This window comes from Microvirga lupini, assembly GCF_014191055.1.
Lineage (GTDB): Bacteria > Pseudomonadota > Alphaproteobacteria > Rhizobiales > Beijerinckiaceae > Microvirga > Microvirga lupini_A.
The window spans coordinates 469,272-483,155 of record NZ_JACHWB010000001.1 but is presented as its reverse complement, the minus strand read 5'-3'; the positions used below and the strand labels follow the sequence as shown (position 1 = coordinate 483,155).

The 13,884-nt window shown below is 62.3% G+C and carries 15 protein-coding genes; all 15 read right to left on the bottom strand.

Features of this window, described 5'->3' with window-relative positions:
- Nucleotides 1-963: a catechol 2,3-dioxygenase gene (locus FHR70_RS02250; RefSeq protein ID WP_183446679.1), complete on the bottom strand. Its 963-nt coding sequence runs from the start codon at nt 961-963 to the stop codon at nt 1-3.
- A gap of 74 nt (nt 964-1,037) precedes the next feature.
- Entirely contained in the window at nt 1,038-2,171 is a 1,134-nt protein-coding gene (locus FHR70_RS02245) for a 5-methyltetrahydropteroyltriglutamate--homocysteine S-methyltransferase (RefSeq protein ID WP_183446677.1), read from the bottom strand.
- 22 nt (nt 2,172-2,193) lie between these two features.
- The gene (locus FHR70_RS02240) at nt 2,194-2,928 is read right to left on the bottom strand and encodes an ABC transporter ATP-binding protein (RefSeq protein WP_183446675.1); all 735 of its coding nucleotides are present in this window, start codon (nt 2,926-2,928) and stop codon (nt 2,194-2,196) included.
- Nucleotides 2,921-3,673 carry an ABC transporter ATP-binding protein gene (locus tag FHR70_RS02235; RefSeq protein ID WP_183446673.1) on the bottom strand — a complete coding sequence of 251 codons (753 nt, stop codon included), beginning with the start codon at nt 3,671-3,673 and terminating at the stop codon, nt 2,921-2,923. The genes FHR70_RS02240 and FHR70_RS02235 overlap by 8 nt, the downstream gene beginning before the upstream one ends.
- Before the next feature lies 1 nt (nt 3,674).
- Nucleotides 3,675-4,709 carry a branched-chain amino acid ABC transporter permease gene (locus FHR70_RS02230; protein ID WP_183446671.1) on the bottom strand — a complete coding sequence of 345 codons (1,035 nt, stop codon included), beginning with the start codon at nt 4,707-4,709 and terminating at the stop codon, nt 3,675-3,677.
- Between the two features lie 19 nt (nt 4,710-4,728).
- A complete protein-coding gene (locus FHR70_RS02225; RefSeq protein WP_183446669.1) occupies nt 4,729-5,583 on the bottom strand; it encodes an ABC transporter permease subunit in 855 nt (284 codons plus the stop codon).
- 65 nt (nt 5,584-5,648) lie between these two features.
- Nucleotides 5,649-6,824: an ABC transporter substrate-binding protein gene (locus tag FHR70_RS02220; protein WP_183446667.1), complete on the bottom strand. Its 1,176-nt coding sequence runs from the start codon at nt 6,822-6,824 to the stop codon at nt 5,649-5,651.
- A gap of 45 nt (nt 6,825-6,869) precedes the next feature.
- Nucleotides 6,870-7,631: a GntR family transcriptional regulator gene (locus tag FHR70_RS02215; RefSeq protein ID WP_183446665.1), complete on the bottom strand. Its 762-nt coding sequence runs from the start codon at nt 7,629-7,631 to the stop codon at nt 6,870-6,872.
- A 38-nt stretch (nt 7,632-7,669) separates the two neighbouring features.
- Nucleotides 7,670-8,644 (bottom strand): PDR/VanB family oxidoreductase, encoded by a 975-nt coding sequence (locus FHR70_RS02210; protein ID WP_183446663.1) that lies wholly within the window; start codon nt 8,642-8,644, stop codon nt 7,670-7,672.
- A 7-nt stretch (nt 8,645-8,651) separates the two neighbouring features.
- Nucleotides 8,652-9,734 (bottom strand): aromatic ring-hydroxylating dioxygenase subunit alpha, encoded by a 1,083-nt coding sequence (locus FHR70_RS02205; protein ID WP_183446661.1) that lies wholly within the window; start codon nt 9,732-9,734, stop codon nt 8,652-8,654.
- Between the two features lie 178 nt (nt 9,735-9,912).
- Nucleotides 9,913-11,088 carry an ABC transporter substrate-binding protein gene (locus tag FHR70_RS02200; protein WP_183446659.1) on the bottom strand — a complete coding sequence of 392 codons (1,176 nt, stop codon included), beginning with the start codon at nt 11,086-11,088 and terminating at the stop codon, nt 9,913-9,915.
- 100 nt (nt 11,089-11,188) lie between these two features.
- A complete protein-coding gene (locus FHR70_RS02195; protein ID WP_183446657.1) occupies nt 11,189-12,205 on the bottom strand; it encodes a Bug family tripartite tricarboxylate transporter substrate binding protein in 1,017 nt (338 codons plus the stop codon).
- Between the two features lie 139 nt (nt 12,206-12,344).
- Entirely contained in the window at nt 12,345-12,659 is a 315-nt protein-coding gene (locus tag FHR70_RS02190) for a YciI family protein (RefSeq protein ID WP_183446655.1), read from the bottom strand.
- A 4-nt stretch (nt 12,660-12,663) separates the two neighbouring features.
- Nucleotides 12,664-13,530 carry a class III extradiol dioxygenase family protein gene (locus FHR70_RS02185; RefSeq protein WP_183446654.1) on the bottom strand — a complete coding sequence of 289 codons (867 nt, stop codon included), beginning with the start codon at nt 13,528-13,530 and terminating at the stop codon, nt 12,664-12,666.
- Nucleotides 13,530-13,883: an extradiol ring-cleavage dioxygenase gene (locus tag FHR70_RS02180; protein WP_183446652.1), complete on the bottom strand. Its 354-nt coding sequence runs from the start codon at nt 13,881-13,883 to the stop codon at nt 13,530-13,532. Before FHR70_RS02180 ends, FHR70_RS02185 begins: the two co-directional genes overlap by 1 nt.
- Nucleotide 13,884 lies beyond the last annotated feature (1 nt).

The following is a 13,884-nucleotide window of genomic DNA, read 5'->3' as shown; positions in this document are numbered from 1 at the left end:
TCAGTCCACGGCATCGACAGGCGGTGTTCCATAGGTGTGGAACGACTCGACCGTCTTCATGCCCCAGGCCTGCCCCTTCTTGCGCTCCTCCTCGGTCCAGACGATCGGCTTCCAGTCCGGAGCGAGGATGAGACGGGCGCCGGCATTGCAGACCTCGACGCGGTTGCCGCCCGGCTCATAGACATAAAGGAAGAAGGTCTGCTGGACCGCGTGCTTGTGCGGCCCGGACTCGATGGGCACGCCCGCTTCCAGGAAGATGTCGGCAGCCCTCAGAACATCCTCCCGGCTGTCGAGGGCATAGGTCAGGTGGTGGAAGCGCCCCTTCGTCCCTGTGTGGTCACGGGTGAAAGCGAAGTCGTAGCTCTTGTTGGTGAGCGTCATCCACATGCCGGCCTCGACCCCGTCATTCTGAATGATCTGCTCCGTCAGACGGCAGCCGAGATAATCCTCATAAAAGATGCGGTTGGCACGAATGTCCGACGCCAGACAGTTCAGATGGTCGAGCCGGCGCACGCTCACGCCGCGCGCCGGAAAGCGCTGGGCCTGGTTCTTCAGAGCCGGTTTCAGCTCAGATGGCGCCACATACCATTCGGTCTCGTAATAAAGCTCGATCGTGTGTCCGTCGGGGTCACGGCACAGGAAAGCCGGGCCGTGACCGAGATCGCCATCCGTCCAACCGATGTCGTAACCGGAATCCTTGAGAGCAGCGACCCGCCGCTCGAGCGCCTGCCGGCTACGAGCGCGGAAGGCCATGTGCCCCATGCCAGGCTTCCTAGAGGCGGTCAGCTTGAGCGAGTGCCGCTCGTAATCGTCCCAGGCGCGAAGATAGACGGATTCGCCCTGCCGGCCGCTCTCGGTCATGCCGAGCACATCGATGAAGAAGCGCAGACTTTCATCCGGCTTCGGCGTGAGCAGTTCCAGATGCCCCAGATGGGCGAGATCGAGAACCGGTTCGTCCTGCATCGTGATGTCTTTCGCTTCAGCACTCTTAGAGAGCGGGAGCCCAGCCGCTTGACGTTCCGGGCTCCCGTTGCAGATCAGGCTGCCTTCTTGGCGCCGGAGCCGGGGCTGCCCCAGACTTCTTCGGCGATCTCGACGATCATGCGCAGCTTCGCCCATTGCTCCTCTTCGGCGAGCGTGTTGCCCTCTTCCGTCGAGGCGAAGCCGCATTGCGGAGAGAGGCAGAGCTGATCGAGGTCGACATACTTGGACGCCTCGTCGATGCGGCGTTTGATGTCGTCCTTCTTTTCGAGCACGCCGGTCTTGGAGGTCACGAGACCGAGGACAACGGATTTCCCCTTCGGCAGGAAGCGCAGGGGCTCGAAGCCGCCGGCGCGGTCCGTGTCCCATTCCATGAAGTAGCCGTCGACCGGCATGCGGTTGAACAGCACGTCGGCTACCGGCTCATAGCCGCCAGATGCGATGAAGGTGGAGCGGAAATTGCCGCGGCAGAGATGCATCGTGATCGTCAGATCGTCCGGCTTGTCCTTGAGCGCCTCGCGCACCATGCCGGCATAGATCTCGGGCTGCTTCTCAGGATCGTCGCCACGCTGGCGCAGCATCTCGCGCTGGTCCGGATCGCAGAGATAGGCGAAGGAGATGTCGTCGAGCTGAAGGTAACGGCAGCCGGCATCGTAGAAGGCATGCACGGCCTTGTTGTAGGCCTTGCCCACATCGGCATAGAAGTCGTCCATGTTCGGATAGACGCCCATATTCATCATCTTCCGCCCGCCGCGATAGTGCAGCATGCTCGGGCCGGGGATCGTCATCTTCGCCACCCGATCCGTGTTGTCCTTCACGAAGCGGAAATGGTCGATCATCGGGTGCTGGCCAGAGAAGCCGACCTTGCCGGTCACGCGCAAAGCCTTCGCGATGCCGACACCGCCCTTGAAGTTCATGCCGGAATCGGCCTCGACCGAGGTGACACCATCGAGATGCTCCAAGAAGTCGAAGTGCCAATAGGCGCGACGGAACTCGCCGTCGGTTACGGCCTGCAGGCCGATCTCTTCCTGGCGCTTGATGAGGGCCCGGATCTCACGATCCTCGATATCCTTCAGGGCTTCGTCCGTGATCTCTCCGTCATGGTGCTTGTGGCGGGCTTCTTTGAGCGCAGCCGTACGCAGAAGGCTGCCGACCATATCGGCGCGGAAAGGTGGCTTGGTGCGTTGCATGAATGATCCTCCAGTTCTGAGTTCAATGGGATGCGGCGCGCAGCGGCTTCTTCTTCGCCGTCACGCCGAGGTGCTGTTCGAGAGCAGCCGGGTCATCGATGAGAGCCCGGCTTGAGCTCGCATGAACGATGGTGCCGCGATCGAGGATGAGCGCGCTGTCGGTTACGCCCAAGATCTTCTGCGCATGCTGCTCGACAACGATGGCCGACATGCCCTCCCCGCGGATGATGCGGGTCAGAGCCGCAAGCAGCTCCTCGATGATGATGGGTGCGAGCCCTTCCGTCGGCTCGTCCAGCAGCAGCAGCTTGGGGTTAAGCACGAGTGCGCGGGCCACCGCCAGCATCTGCTGCTCCCCGCCGGAGAGCTGGTTGCCCATGTTGGACCGGCGCTCCCTGAGGCGGGGGAACATATCGTACACGCGGTTCACGTTCCAGGGTCCCGGACGCGCCACCGCCGTGAGGTTCTCTTCCACGGTAAGAGACTTGAAGATGTTGCGCTCCTGCGGAACCCAGCCGATGCCCGCATGGGCGCGCTTGTCAGGGCGGGCTGTCGTCAGGTTCTGGCCATCCAGCACGATCGAGCCGCTGCGGTGACGGGTTACACCGATAATGGTGTTGAGAAGCGTCGTCTTGCCCGTGCCGTTGCGGCCGAGCACAGCGAGGGATTCGCCGGGCCTGAGGTGCAGGTCGATGTTCGAGATGACGATGGCGTCACCGTAACCTGCCGAGACTTTCTGCAGGGTGAGAAGATCACTCATCGACGCTCTCCCCAAGATAGACAGCCCGCACACGGGGGTCCGTCGACACCTCCTCGACCGTCCCTTCCGTGAACAGCGCACCGTTGACCAGCACCGAGATGCGGTCGGCGAAGCTGAAGACCAGATCCATGTCGTGCTCGATCAGGAGAACGGAGACGTCCCGCGGGAGTGCCGCCACCGTCGCAAGCAGTTCGTGCCTCTCCGCCTCCGGTACGCCAGCGGCCGGCTCGTCGAGAAGAAGCACACGCGGCCTGCAGGCGAAGGCCACGGCAATCTCCAAAAGGCGCTGCTTGCCATAAGCGAGATTTGAGGTTCGCTCATCGAGCACATCCGTGAGTCGGAAGCGCTGGGCAATCTCGACGATTTCGTCGATGATCTCCCGCTTGCTCCCCGTCACACGCCACCAGTCCCGTCCCCCACCCAGGCGCTCGGACACAGCAAGGCCGATGGTCTCAAGCGGGGTCATGGCCGGGAAGAGCTGGTTGATCTGGAAGGTGCGGGCGAGCCCGCGCTGCACCCGCAACTCGGGACGCAAACCCGTGATCTCCTGCCCCTCCAGGAAGATCTGCCCCGCCGTCGGTTTGATGACGCCGGTGAGCAGGTTGATGAAGGTCGTCTTGCCGGCACCGTTGGGGCCGATCAAGGCGTGCCGGGCGCCATGCTCCAGCTTGAACGACACATTGTCCGTCGCCACGAGGCCGCCGAAGCGCTTGACGAGACCTTTCGTTTCGAGAGCGATTGTCATGTCATACCTCCCTGGTGGACGTTTTCGGTAGCGTCTCAGGGCTCTTGGCCGTGCGCCCGGCTACGCCCTTCCAAAGCGTCCTCACCCGCTCCGTCAGGCGCTCGCGGCCTGCGAGCACGATGATGACCAGGATCAAGCCGATCCAGAACTGCCAGTATTGCGGTGTCCAGGCCGAGATGACGTCCTGCAATACCTTGAACACGATGGCTCCAATGAGACCACCGTAGAGATATCCGACACCGCCGATCACGAGCACGAGCATCACGTCCGCAGAGCGATGGAAGGCGAGGACGTCGAGAGAGACGAATTGCGTGGTCTGAGCCAGCAGGGCGCCTGCCACGCCTGCATAAGCGGCCGCAAGTGTATAGACCGCGACAAGACGGCGATTGACCGGGATACCGACGGCACGGGCCTTCAAGGGATTGTCGCGGATCGAACGCAGCGAGAGCCCATAGGGCGAGACGACGATCCTGCGCGCGACGATAAAGAGCAGGAAGGTCACCGTGAGGCTGTAGGCATAGGCCGTTGTGCCGAATATGTCGAATTCAAACAGGCCGAGGATAGGCCCCATGGTGATGCCCTGGAGACCGTCCGCACCACCCGTGAGCCAGGAGGCCTGGTTGGCGATCTCACCGAGCACGAGCGCCACGCCCAGGGTCACCATCAGCTTGGTCAGATCCGAGCCGCGCAGCACGAGGAAGCTTGTCACGAAACCCAGGATCGCCGCGGCGATGGCAGCGGCTCCCAACCCCAGCAGCGGATCCGCCAATCCATCTCTCGCCAGGATTCCGGCCGTGTATGCCCCAAGCCCGAAGAAAGCCGCATGGCCAAGCGAGACGATGCCGGCATAACCGAGGATCAGATCGAGAGAGAGCGCAAAGAGACCAATAATTGCGATCTCATTCAGAATCAGATGCCTCTCAGGCAGGAAATACAGAGTCGCGGCGGCGATCAGCCAGAAGAGGATCTCGCCGATTCCCCATCGCCCTCTTCGGACCAGGGAGCTTCTGACGTGATCGGCGATGTTCGTCGACATGGGTTCAGGTCCTGTTGGATCAGCGCGCACGTTCGAAAAGCCCTTGAGGGCGCAGAACGAGAACGACGATCATCAGCGTGTAGATGACGAAGGCGCCGACGCTCGGCACGTAGTACTTGCCGGCCACATCAGCGATGCCGAGGAGGAGCGAGGCCAGGAACGGCCCGGTGATGCTGGTCGTGCCACCGACCGTGACGACGATCAGGAAGTAGATCATGAACTTGAGCGGGAAGGTCGGATCGAGCCCGAGGATTTCCGCTCCGAGTGCACCACCCAGGCCTGCGAGCCCGGACCCGAACGCGAAGGTCGTGGCGAAGATCAGGCTCACATTGATGCCGAGCCCACGTGCGACGCGGGGATCGTCCACCGCAGCCCTCAGGCGGCTGCCGAAGCGCGTCTTGGTGAGGATCAGCTGCAGGGCCACGACGAGGGCGCCGCAAATGACGATGATGAAGCTGCGGTAGAGGCCGACCTGCACCCCCAGAATATCGACACGCCCCTGGAGCCAGCTCGGCAGCTGGATCAGCTGCTGCTGCGAGCCGAAGCTGTAGTCGATGGCAGCCACGGCCATGAAGACGAGCCCAATGGAGAACAGCACCTGATCGAGGTGGCTGCGGGTGTAGAGCCGTTTGTAGAGGGTTCTCTCAAGCACCAGACCGAGGATGGCCGGTCCGATGAAGGCGAGCGGCAGGGTCGCCAGGAAAGGCACGCCCATTCGGTTCATCAGCACGGCCGTGATGTATCCACCTGCCATGGCAAAGGCGCCATGGGCGAGATTGACGAAGTTCATCAGGCCGAGCGTGACAGCCAATCCGCACGCCAGCACGAACAGCAGCATGCCGTAGGCAATGCCATCGAAGAGAATGGTGAGCACCGTGTTCTCCGGGAAAAACTCATGAGAAGCGCCGCCCTTTGGCGGCGCTTCCTGGACTGGTGAGATCAATTGGCCTTGGCGGCCTTGACCGGATCCTTGACGTTCGGGATCGTGGCGAACTCTACGTTGTAGAGCTCCCCGTTCACCCGCTCGACTTTCCGCACATAGATGTTCTGGATGATGTCGCGGGTCTGCGGGTCGATCGACACCGGCCCGCGCGGGCTGGTCCAGCTCGTGCCCTTCATGGCGTCGATCAGTGCCTGGCCGCCCTGGCCGTTGGTCTTCTTCAGACCCTCGTAGATCAGGTGCATGCCGTCATAGCCGCCCACCGCCATGAAGTTGGGGCGCATGTTCGGGTTCGCCTTCTTGAACGCCTCCACGAACGCCTTGTTCTCAGGGCTGTCGTGGGCCGCCGAATAGTGCTGGGTGGTAATGGCGCCGAGCGCGACATCGCCCATGCCGTTCAGGATGTCGTCATCGGTGACGTCGCCAGGACCGATGAGCTTGACGCCGCTCTTATCGAGACCGCGCTCCACGAACTGCTTCATGAACTGCGCACCGATGCCGGAGGGCACGAACACGAACAGCGCGTCGGGCTTGGCGTCGGCCACCTTCTGCAGGAAGGGCGAGAAGTCGGGGTTCGCCAGTGGCACCCGCAGGTTCTCAACCTGACCGCCCTTGGCCGTGAAGGCGCCGGTGAAGGCTTTCTCCGCATCGATGCCCGGTCCGTAATCCGAGACCAGCGTCACGACCTTCTTGATGCCGTTCTGTGCGGCCCACTCCGCCATTGGCACGGTGGCTTGCGGCAGGGTGAAGCTGGTGCGCACGATGAAGGGCGAAGCCTCCGTGATCGTGGCCGTGGCGGCAGCCATGACGACAGCTGGAACTTTGGCCTGGGTGGCGAGCGGCGCCGGGGCAAGCGCCAGGGGTGTGAGGCCGAAACCTGCCATGACGCTGATCTTGTCGTTGACGATCAGCTCCTGGGCCAGGCGCTTGGTCACGTCCGCCACGCCCGTGTCGTCCTTCACGATCAGCTGGATCTTCTTGCCCGCCACCGTGTCGCCCTGCTGCTGCATGTACAGCCGGGCCGCCGCCTCGATCTGCCGGCCCGTCGAGGCGAACGGCCCCGTCATCGGCAGAATGAGCCCGATCTTCACCGTCTCCTGCGCCAGGGCCGCCCCGCTCAGGGCCAGCGTCACCGCCGCAGCCCCCGCAGCCCTCATGAATGTCCGACGTCGCATACTCTTCTCCCTCTTTCTACCCTTTGGCGTATTCGCCTTTGCGTGTCAGGCGCGGATGCGCCTCTTGATGAGCACCGAACCCGGCACGAGATCCATGTCCCTCTGGTTTGTCAGTGCACGTTCCAGATTGCGGTGAGCGATGCGGGCATGCTCTCGCATGATGGCCTCCGCGCGGGCACCTTCCCGCCGCTCAATAGCGGAGAGAACGCAGTGATGCTGATCCTGGGCCACGCTGAGGATGTAATTCATCTCCGGAGAGCGGGACTGAACCGGGACAAGGGCGCTGGGCGAGGCGAACGGCAATGCGTTGACCCTTTCGAGCTGGCGGGCGAGCGCCTGACTGTCGGCCATGCCAATCAGGATGTCGTGAAAGCGGGCGTTCAGCTCGACGTAGCGCAGGAGGTCGATGTCGGCCGGATTGCGTCGCATAACATCATCGATTGCATCCAGGCAGTCGGCGGCGTTGCGAAGATCCGTTCGGCTGACGCCGCGCTCCGCCGCCAGGCGCGCGGCCAGCCCTTCGAGCGTTCCGCGGATCTCGATGGCTTCGAAAACCTCTTTCTCGGAGAAGGTCTTGACGGAAAAGCCGCCGGACGGGATCGCCTCCAGCAAACCTTCCTCTTCCAGGCGCACGAGCGCCATGCGGACAGGTGTTCGGGAGACGCCAAGACGCTCGACCATCTGTAGTTCGGACACCCGCTCGCCAGGATTGAGCTCGCCCCGCAGGACGAGGTCGCGCAGGGCCAGCTGGGCCCTCACGGTCTGCGTCACCGAGCGGTCGTTGCCATTTTCCCCGGCCTTGATCATGGTCCTCTCGATCTCTTTCTGCGCTCAAGCTAAGCCGTTCATGCGGCCCTGTCAGCCGTGTCGATGGTGATATCTCCTCCTGCGACCCTGGATACGCAGGTGCAGAGCTTCCTGTTCTCGGCCTTCTCCTCGTCGCTGAAGAACACGTCCCGGTGATCCACCGTCCCGGTCGCCTCGATGATGTACAAGGCGCAGAGACCGCACTCGCCCCGTCGGCAGTCCGAGATCATCGCGACACCTGCTGCCTCCAGGGCCTCCAGCATGGTCTTGTTCTGCGGAACCTCAAGCTCCATGCCGAGCCGCGGGATCTTCACCTTGAAGGGCTCAGTCGCGAAGCGGCCGCTGTTGCCGAAGGTTTCGAACCGCAGCTGGTCCACGGGCCGGCCACTCCTCTGCCAAGCCCGCTTGGCTGCCTCCAGCATGCCGATGGGACCGCAGACATAAAGTTCTCCCCGCAGAGAAAGCCGGGCGATCTCCGCGTCCAGGTCTACGCGGGCGCCCTCCTCGTCGAGGAAGATCTGCAGACGATCACCGACCTCTGCCTGCATCTCATCAGCAAGGGCCGTGTCCTGCCGGGTCCGGCAGGCATAGAGCACGCGGAAATTCGCCCCAGCGTGAGTCAAGGCAAGAGCCATGGTGTAGATCGGCGTGATGCCGATCCCGCCGGCGAGCAGGAGGTATTCCGGCCGCCCCAGGCTGAGATCGAAGTGATTGCCGGGAGTCGAGATGCTGAGATGAGCACCGGGCGAGAGGCTCCACATGTAGAGCGACCCGCCGCGGCTGTCGGGAAGGCGCTTTACGGCGATCCGGTAAAGCCCATCCGTGCAGGGTCCGACAACCGAATAGGATCGAACATCCGGTCGCTCGCCGATCTGCACTCCAACATTGATATGGCTGCCCGGCGTCGGAGCGACGAACTCCCCGTCCGGCTCAATCTCAAAGAGCCGGATGTCGGGGGTGAGGTCCCGCACCGATCGCAAGGTGCCTTTTCGCCACTCGACTTGCTTGCTCATGGCGAACCTACTCGGCTGCCTCGCTCGGAATGTGAACCGGATGCCCGCCCTCGGCTTCCAGCATCCGGTCGATCAGCTTGCGGGCCCAAAGCGCCCCGGCATCGATGTTGAGGTTGTAGAACGGCATCCGCGGGTTCTTGTCGATGGCCACCTGCTGGGCTTCGAGCACCACATGGTCCTGATCGTAGACGCCTTTGCCCTCGTTGACATGCGCCTTGTTGATATCCTTCGTGAGTTGCTCGTCATCTGTTCTGAAGGTTCGCACAAAGTTCCAGAAGTAGTGGCAGCTCCTGTCAGTCTCGGGGGTAATAGCTGCCAGAAAGGCACCATTGACGCCCTGCGAACGGTCGCCTTGCGGCGCACCGGTTCCGGTCACGGCCACACCGACGTCACCCACCACTGTGGAAGGTGCCTGGAAGTAGATGATCTGCCACCGATCCACATGCTCGCCCGGTCGGTTAAGCTGCTTGGCCCAGAACGGCGGCGGCTCGATATTGGTCATCCAGCGGGTCACGGTCGCTGTGCGGTCCGTATGGGTGACATCGAAGGGCGCGCTGGTGATCGCCTCGTCGCCGATGCTGCCCGCATGGACATAGGTCTCATGCGTCAGGTCCATGAGGTTGTCGATCACGAGCCGGTAGTCGCATTTCAGGCTGTAGAAGGTGCCGCCTTCGCCAACCCAGTCGGTGCCGTCGTTCCAATGGAAGTCGGGAATTTTGCCGGGATCGGCAAGCGCAGGATCGCCGGGCCAGACCCAGACGAGGCGGTGACGTTCGGCGACGGGATAGGCGCGCACGCAGGCCGATGGATTGATGGTCTTCTGGGCTGGCATGTAGGTGCAGCGGCCCGCTGCATTGAAGACGAGACCATGGTAGCCGCAGACGACCTCGTCCCCCTTGAGGTGGCCCATGGAGAGCGGCAGCAAGCGATGCCAGCAGGCATCATCAAGCGCAGTTACCTGACCATCGGAGCGGCGGTAGAGCACCATATCCTTGTTGCAGATTGTCCGAGCCGCGAGCTCATGCTTGATCTCATGGGCCCAGGCGGCGGCATACCAGGCATTCACAGGGAATGGGCGCGCTTCTGTCATCGTCTTCCTCCACGGATGCAGAATGTATACAGGTCCAGCAATGAGACAACTATACGAAGGGCTATTGTGGCGATTTTCCGTTGCTGCACAGCAGCAACCCGGTCTCAATCGAGCTCTGTGTATACACCAAAGAAAAGCGCCGCGTGTCAGCGCGGCGCCTCTCTTGCTGTTGCCGTGATCAGTTGGCCTTGGCGGCCTTGACCGGATCCTTGACGTTCGGGATCGTGGCGAACTCCACGTTGTAGAGTTCCCCGTCCCGGCGCTCGACCTTGCGCACATAGATGTTCTGGATGATGTCGCGGGTCTGCGGGTCGATCGACACCGGCCCGCGCGGGCTGGTCCAGCTCATGCCCTTCATGGCGTCGATCAGCACCTGACCGCCCTGACCGTTGGTCTTCTTCAGACCCTCGTAGATCAGGTGCATGCCGTCATAGCCGCCCACCGCCATGAAGTTCGGGCGCATGTTCGGGTTCGCCTTCTTGAACGCTTCCACGAACGCCTTGTTCTCAGGGCTGTCGTGGGCCACTGAGTAATGGTGCGTGGTGATCGCGCCCAGTGCCACGTCCCCGATATTGTTGAGCAGATCGTCGTCCGTCACGCTTCCTTCGGCGAGCAGGCGGATCCCGCTTTTGTCGAGGCCGCGCTCCACGAACTGCTTCATGAACTGCGCGCCCACTCCTGAGGGCACGAAGGCCAGGAGAGCATCCGGCTTGGCATCGGCCACCTTCTGCAGGAAGGGCGAGAAGTCGGGGTTCGCCAGCGGCACCCGCAGGTTCTCAACCTGACCGCCGGCTTTGGTGAAAACTTCCGTGAACGCCTTCTCCACATCGATACCGGGGCCGTAGTCGGAGACCAGCGTTACGACCTTCTTGAGCCCGTTCTTGGCGGCCCAGTCGGCAAGAGGAACGGTAGCTTGAGCGGCCGTAAAGCTCGTGCGCACGATGAACGGCGAAGCCTCGGTAATCGTCGAGGTCGCTGCCGCCATCACCACGGCAGGAACCTTGCCCTGCGTCGCCAACGGACCTGAGGCGAGCGCCAGCGGGGTAAGGCCGAAGCCTGCCATGACGCTGATCTTGTCGTTGACGATCAGCTCCTGGGCCAGGCGCTTGGTCACGTCCGCCACGCCCGTGTCGTCCTTCACGATCAGCTGGATCTTCCTGCCCGCCACGGTGTCGCCCTGCTGCTGCATGTACAGCCGGGCCGCCGCCTCGATCTGCCGGCCCGTCGAGGCGAACGGCCCCGTCATCGGCAGAATGAGCCCGATCTTCACCGCCTCCTGCGCCAGCGCTGCGCCGCTGAGTGTCAGCGTTACGGCAACAGCACCTGCAGCCCCTAAGAATGTCCGACGTCGCATGCTTTTCTCCCTCCCTTGTTACTTCCTCAGCTTCCCCAGTGAGACACTCGCGGTCTCTTCATAGGGATAGGAAAAGAGCGCCCTTCAGGCGCTCCTTAACTTATTCAGGCTTGATTCCCGTGCGCTTCACCAGATCGCCCCAACGCACCATTTCCGTGGCAATATGGCTGCGGAATTCATCCGGCGTGTTGGTCCAGACCTCGGCGCCTTCGAGCGACAACCGCTCCGCAATCTCTGGAGCGGCCATGGCCGCTCTGATCTCGGTGTTGAGCCGATCCACCACCGTTTTCGGTGTGCCGGCTGGAACCAGGATACCGTACCATTGCGATGCCTCGAATCCCGGATAGCCTGACTCCGCCACCGTCGGGACCGTAGGCGCTCCCTTGAGACGCGAGAGCCCGGAGACTGCAAGTGCCCGCATCGTGCCGGCCTCTACATGCTGGAGCAGGTTGGGAGCGCCGGTGAACGTGAGTTGCACGCGCCCGCCAAGCAGATCCGTTACCGCAGGCGCCGTACCCCGGTAGGGAACGTGGGTCATGGAAATCCCAGCGCGATCGGCAAGCGCCACCATGGCTATGTGGGCTGCACTTCCGATCCCGCCTGAGGCGTAATTCAACTTGCCGGGGTTCTGCTTGGCATAATCGACCAGTTCTTGGAGTGTCTTAGCCGGCACATCCGGGTGAACGACGAGCATGTTGTGCACGTTTGCGATACCGCTCACAGGCTCGAAGCTCTTCATCGGGTCATATTGCAGCTTTGGATAAAGCGCGGGATTGACCGCGAATGTGCCGATATGGCCCATCACCAGAGTGTGGCCGTCTGCTACTGCACGGGCCACGGAGCCTACGCCCACCGACCCTCCCGCACCCGGACGAGACTCAACGATCACTGGGTTCTTAAGAGCCGCCTCGAGCCTCTGCCCGAGCAGGCGGGCCAGAATGTCCGTCGATCCGCCGGGCGTGAAAGGCACGACCAGAAGAATGTTCTGGCTGGGATATGTCTGTGCCGCAACTCGTGTGGTCAACGTCGCGGCTGTCGTCAGGGCCGCCGCTCCCATGAGAACATGGCGGCGGGTGATGCTGGAACGAACCGTCTCTGCGGACGTGCCTTTTGTCATGCGAAATCTCCTCCCAGGGCGCCGCTCGGTTCATGCCGAGCAGTCGTGCCAATAAGACGCCAGCAAACCGCTCCTGAAACAAATTAGTTTTTCGGCCGCATTGCTTAAAGAAATTCATCAATAACCGGTGCGCCGCAGCCTACGCGGTCATGGGATCGATGCGTTGAGCCTGGAACCGTGAGGACAGCGCCGTGATTTCGATAGCCTCGACAAGGCCCGCACGGGCGAAGGGATCGTTTTCCGCGAAAGCCTGAGCAGCCTCCCGCGTGGGCGCCTCAAGAATCCCGAAATTTCCCAGCGGGCTCTCCGCATCATCCTCGGTCAGAGCACTGCCGATCAGTACCTTTGCGATGCCTCCTCCGCCCGTGGCAACGTGCTGGCGATGCGCATCCCGGTGCTGCTCGCGCTGTTCCTCCATGCCCGACTTGTGACGGCAGATCATGAGCCAATACATGATGCTATGCCGCCACGGCCGGAGAAGGAGTTTTCTCGTTCTCCATCACGATCATGCCGGCGCCCGTCATGGAAGCGGGAACGAAGTAGTGCTTGTGGCGGACCACCACGTCACGGTCCATGGCGCCGCGCATGACGAGCCACATCATCAGCTCCGCCCCCTCGCTGCCGAACATCTCCACGTATTGTTCCCGGGACATCCTAGCGAGCTTGTCAGGGTCGGTGGCGATGTCATTCAGAAAGGCTCGATCCGCCTCCGGGTTCACGAATCCCGCACGAGCGCCCTGAAGCTGGTGAGACAGGCCGCCCGTGCCGAGAACGACGAAACGCTCGTCAGTCGGATAGTTCTCGATCGCTCGGCGCAGAACACGGCCCATCTCGTAGCAGCGGCTCGGAAGCGGAATGGGATATTGGATCACGTTGACGAAGATCGGCACCACCCGCACCGGCCACTCGGCAGGGCGGCCCCAGAACAGCTCCATGGGCACCTGGATGCCGTGATCCACCTCGATTTCCTGGCAGATCATCGGGTCGAAGCGGTTCTCGATCAGGGTATCAATGAAGTGCCAGGAAAAATCGACAGCCCCCCTGAAGGGCGGGATGGCGCGAGGCCCCCAGCCCTCGTCGACCGGGCGGTATTCCTCGGCACAGCCCACCGCGAAGGTCGGCACCTTGTCGAGGAAGAAGGAATTTCCGTGATCGTTGAAGATCACGACCGCCACGTCGGGCTTGTGCTCCTTCACCCAATCCTGTCCAGGAATGTATCCATCGAAGAACGGCTTCCAGTCCGGCGTGTCGCGTAGACCTTTGTCGATCGCTGCGCCGATCGAGGGAACGTGGGATGTCCCCAATCCTCCAATGAGCTTCGCCATTATACTTTCTTTCCTAAACGGTTGCGCAGGAAATCATCGTGCTCCATGCCCGCCTGATGGGCGCCGATCTCGGTGATGCGCACCGGGTCCACGGCGGAGATCTTGAGGATGAAGAAGAGGTTCCCGCCGAGCCGTACCATTTCGCGCCAGTTGCGCGTCATGACAGCCTCCTTCTCTTCTGGTGTCAGTCCGAAGCGGTCGAGATAAGCGCTCTCATCCTGCCTGAAGGCCTCTCGATTCTCAGGTTTGCTCAAGCCCATCGCCATCTTGTTGATGCGGTAGCCGTCGAGCGAACGCTTGCGGTCGAAGAGCGGCGTGTCGGGGATGCGATCCTGCTCTGGCTTCTCATCCATG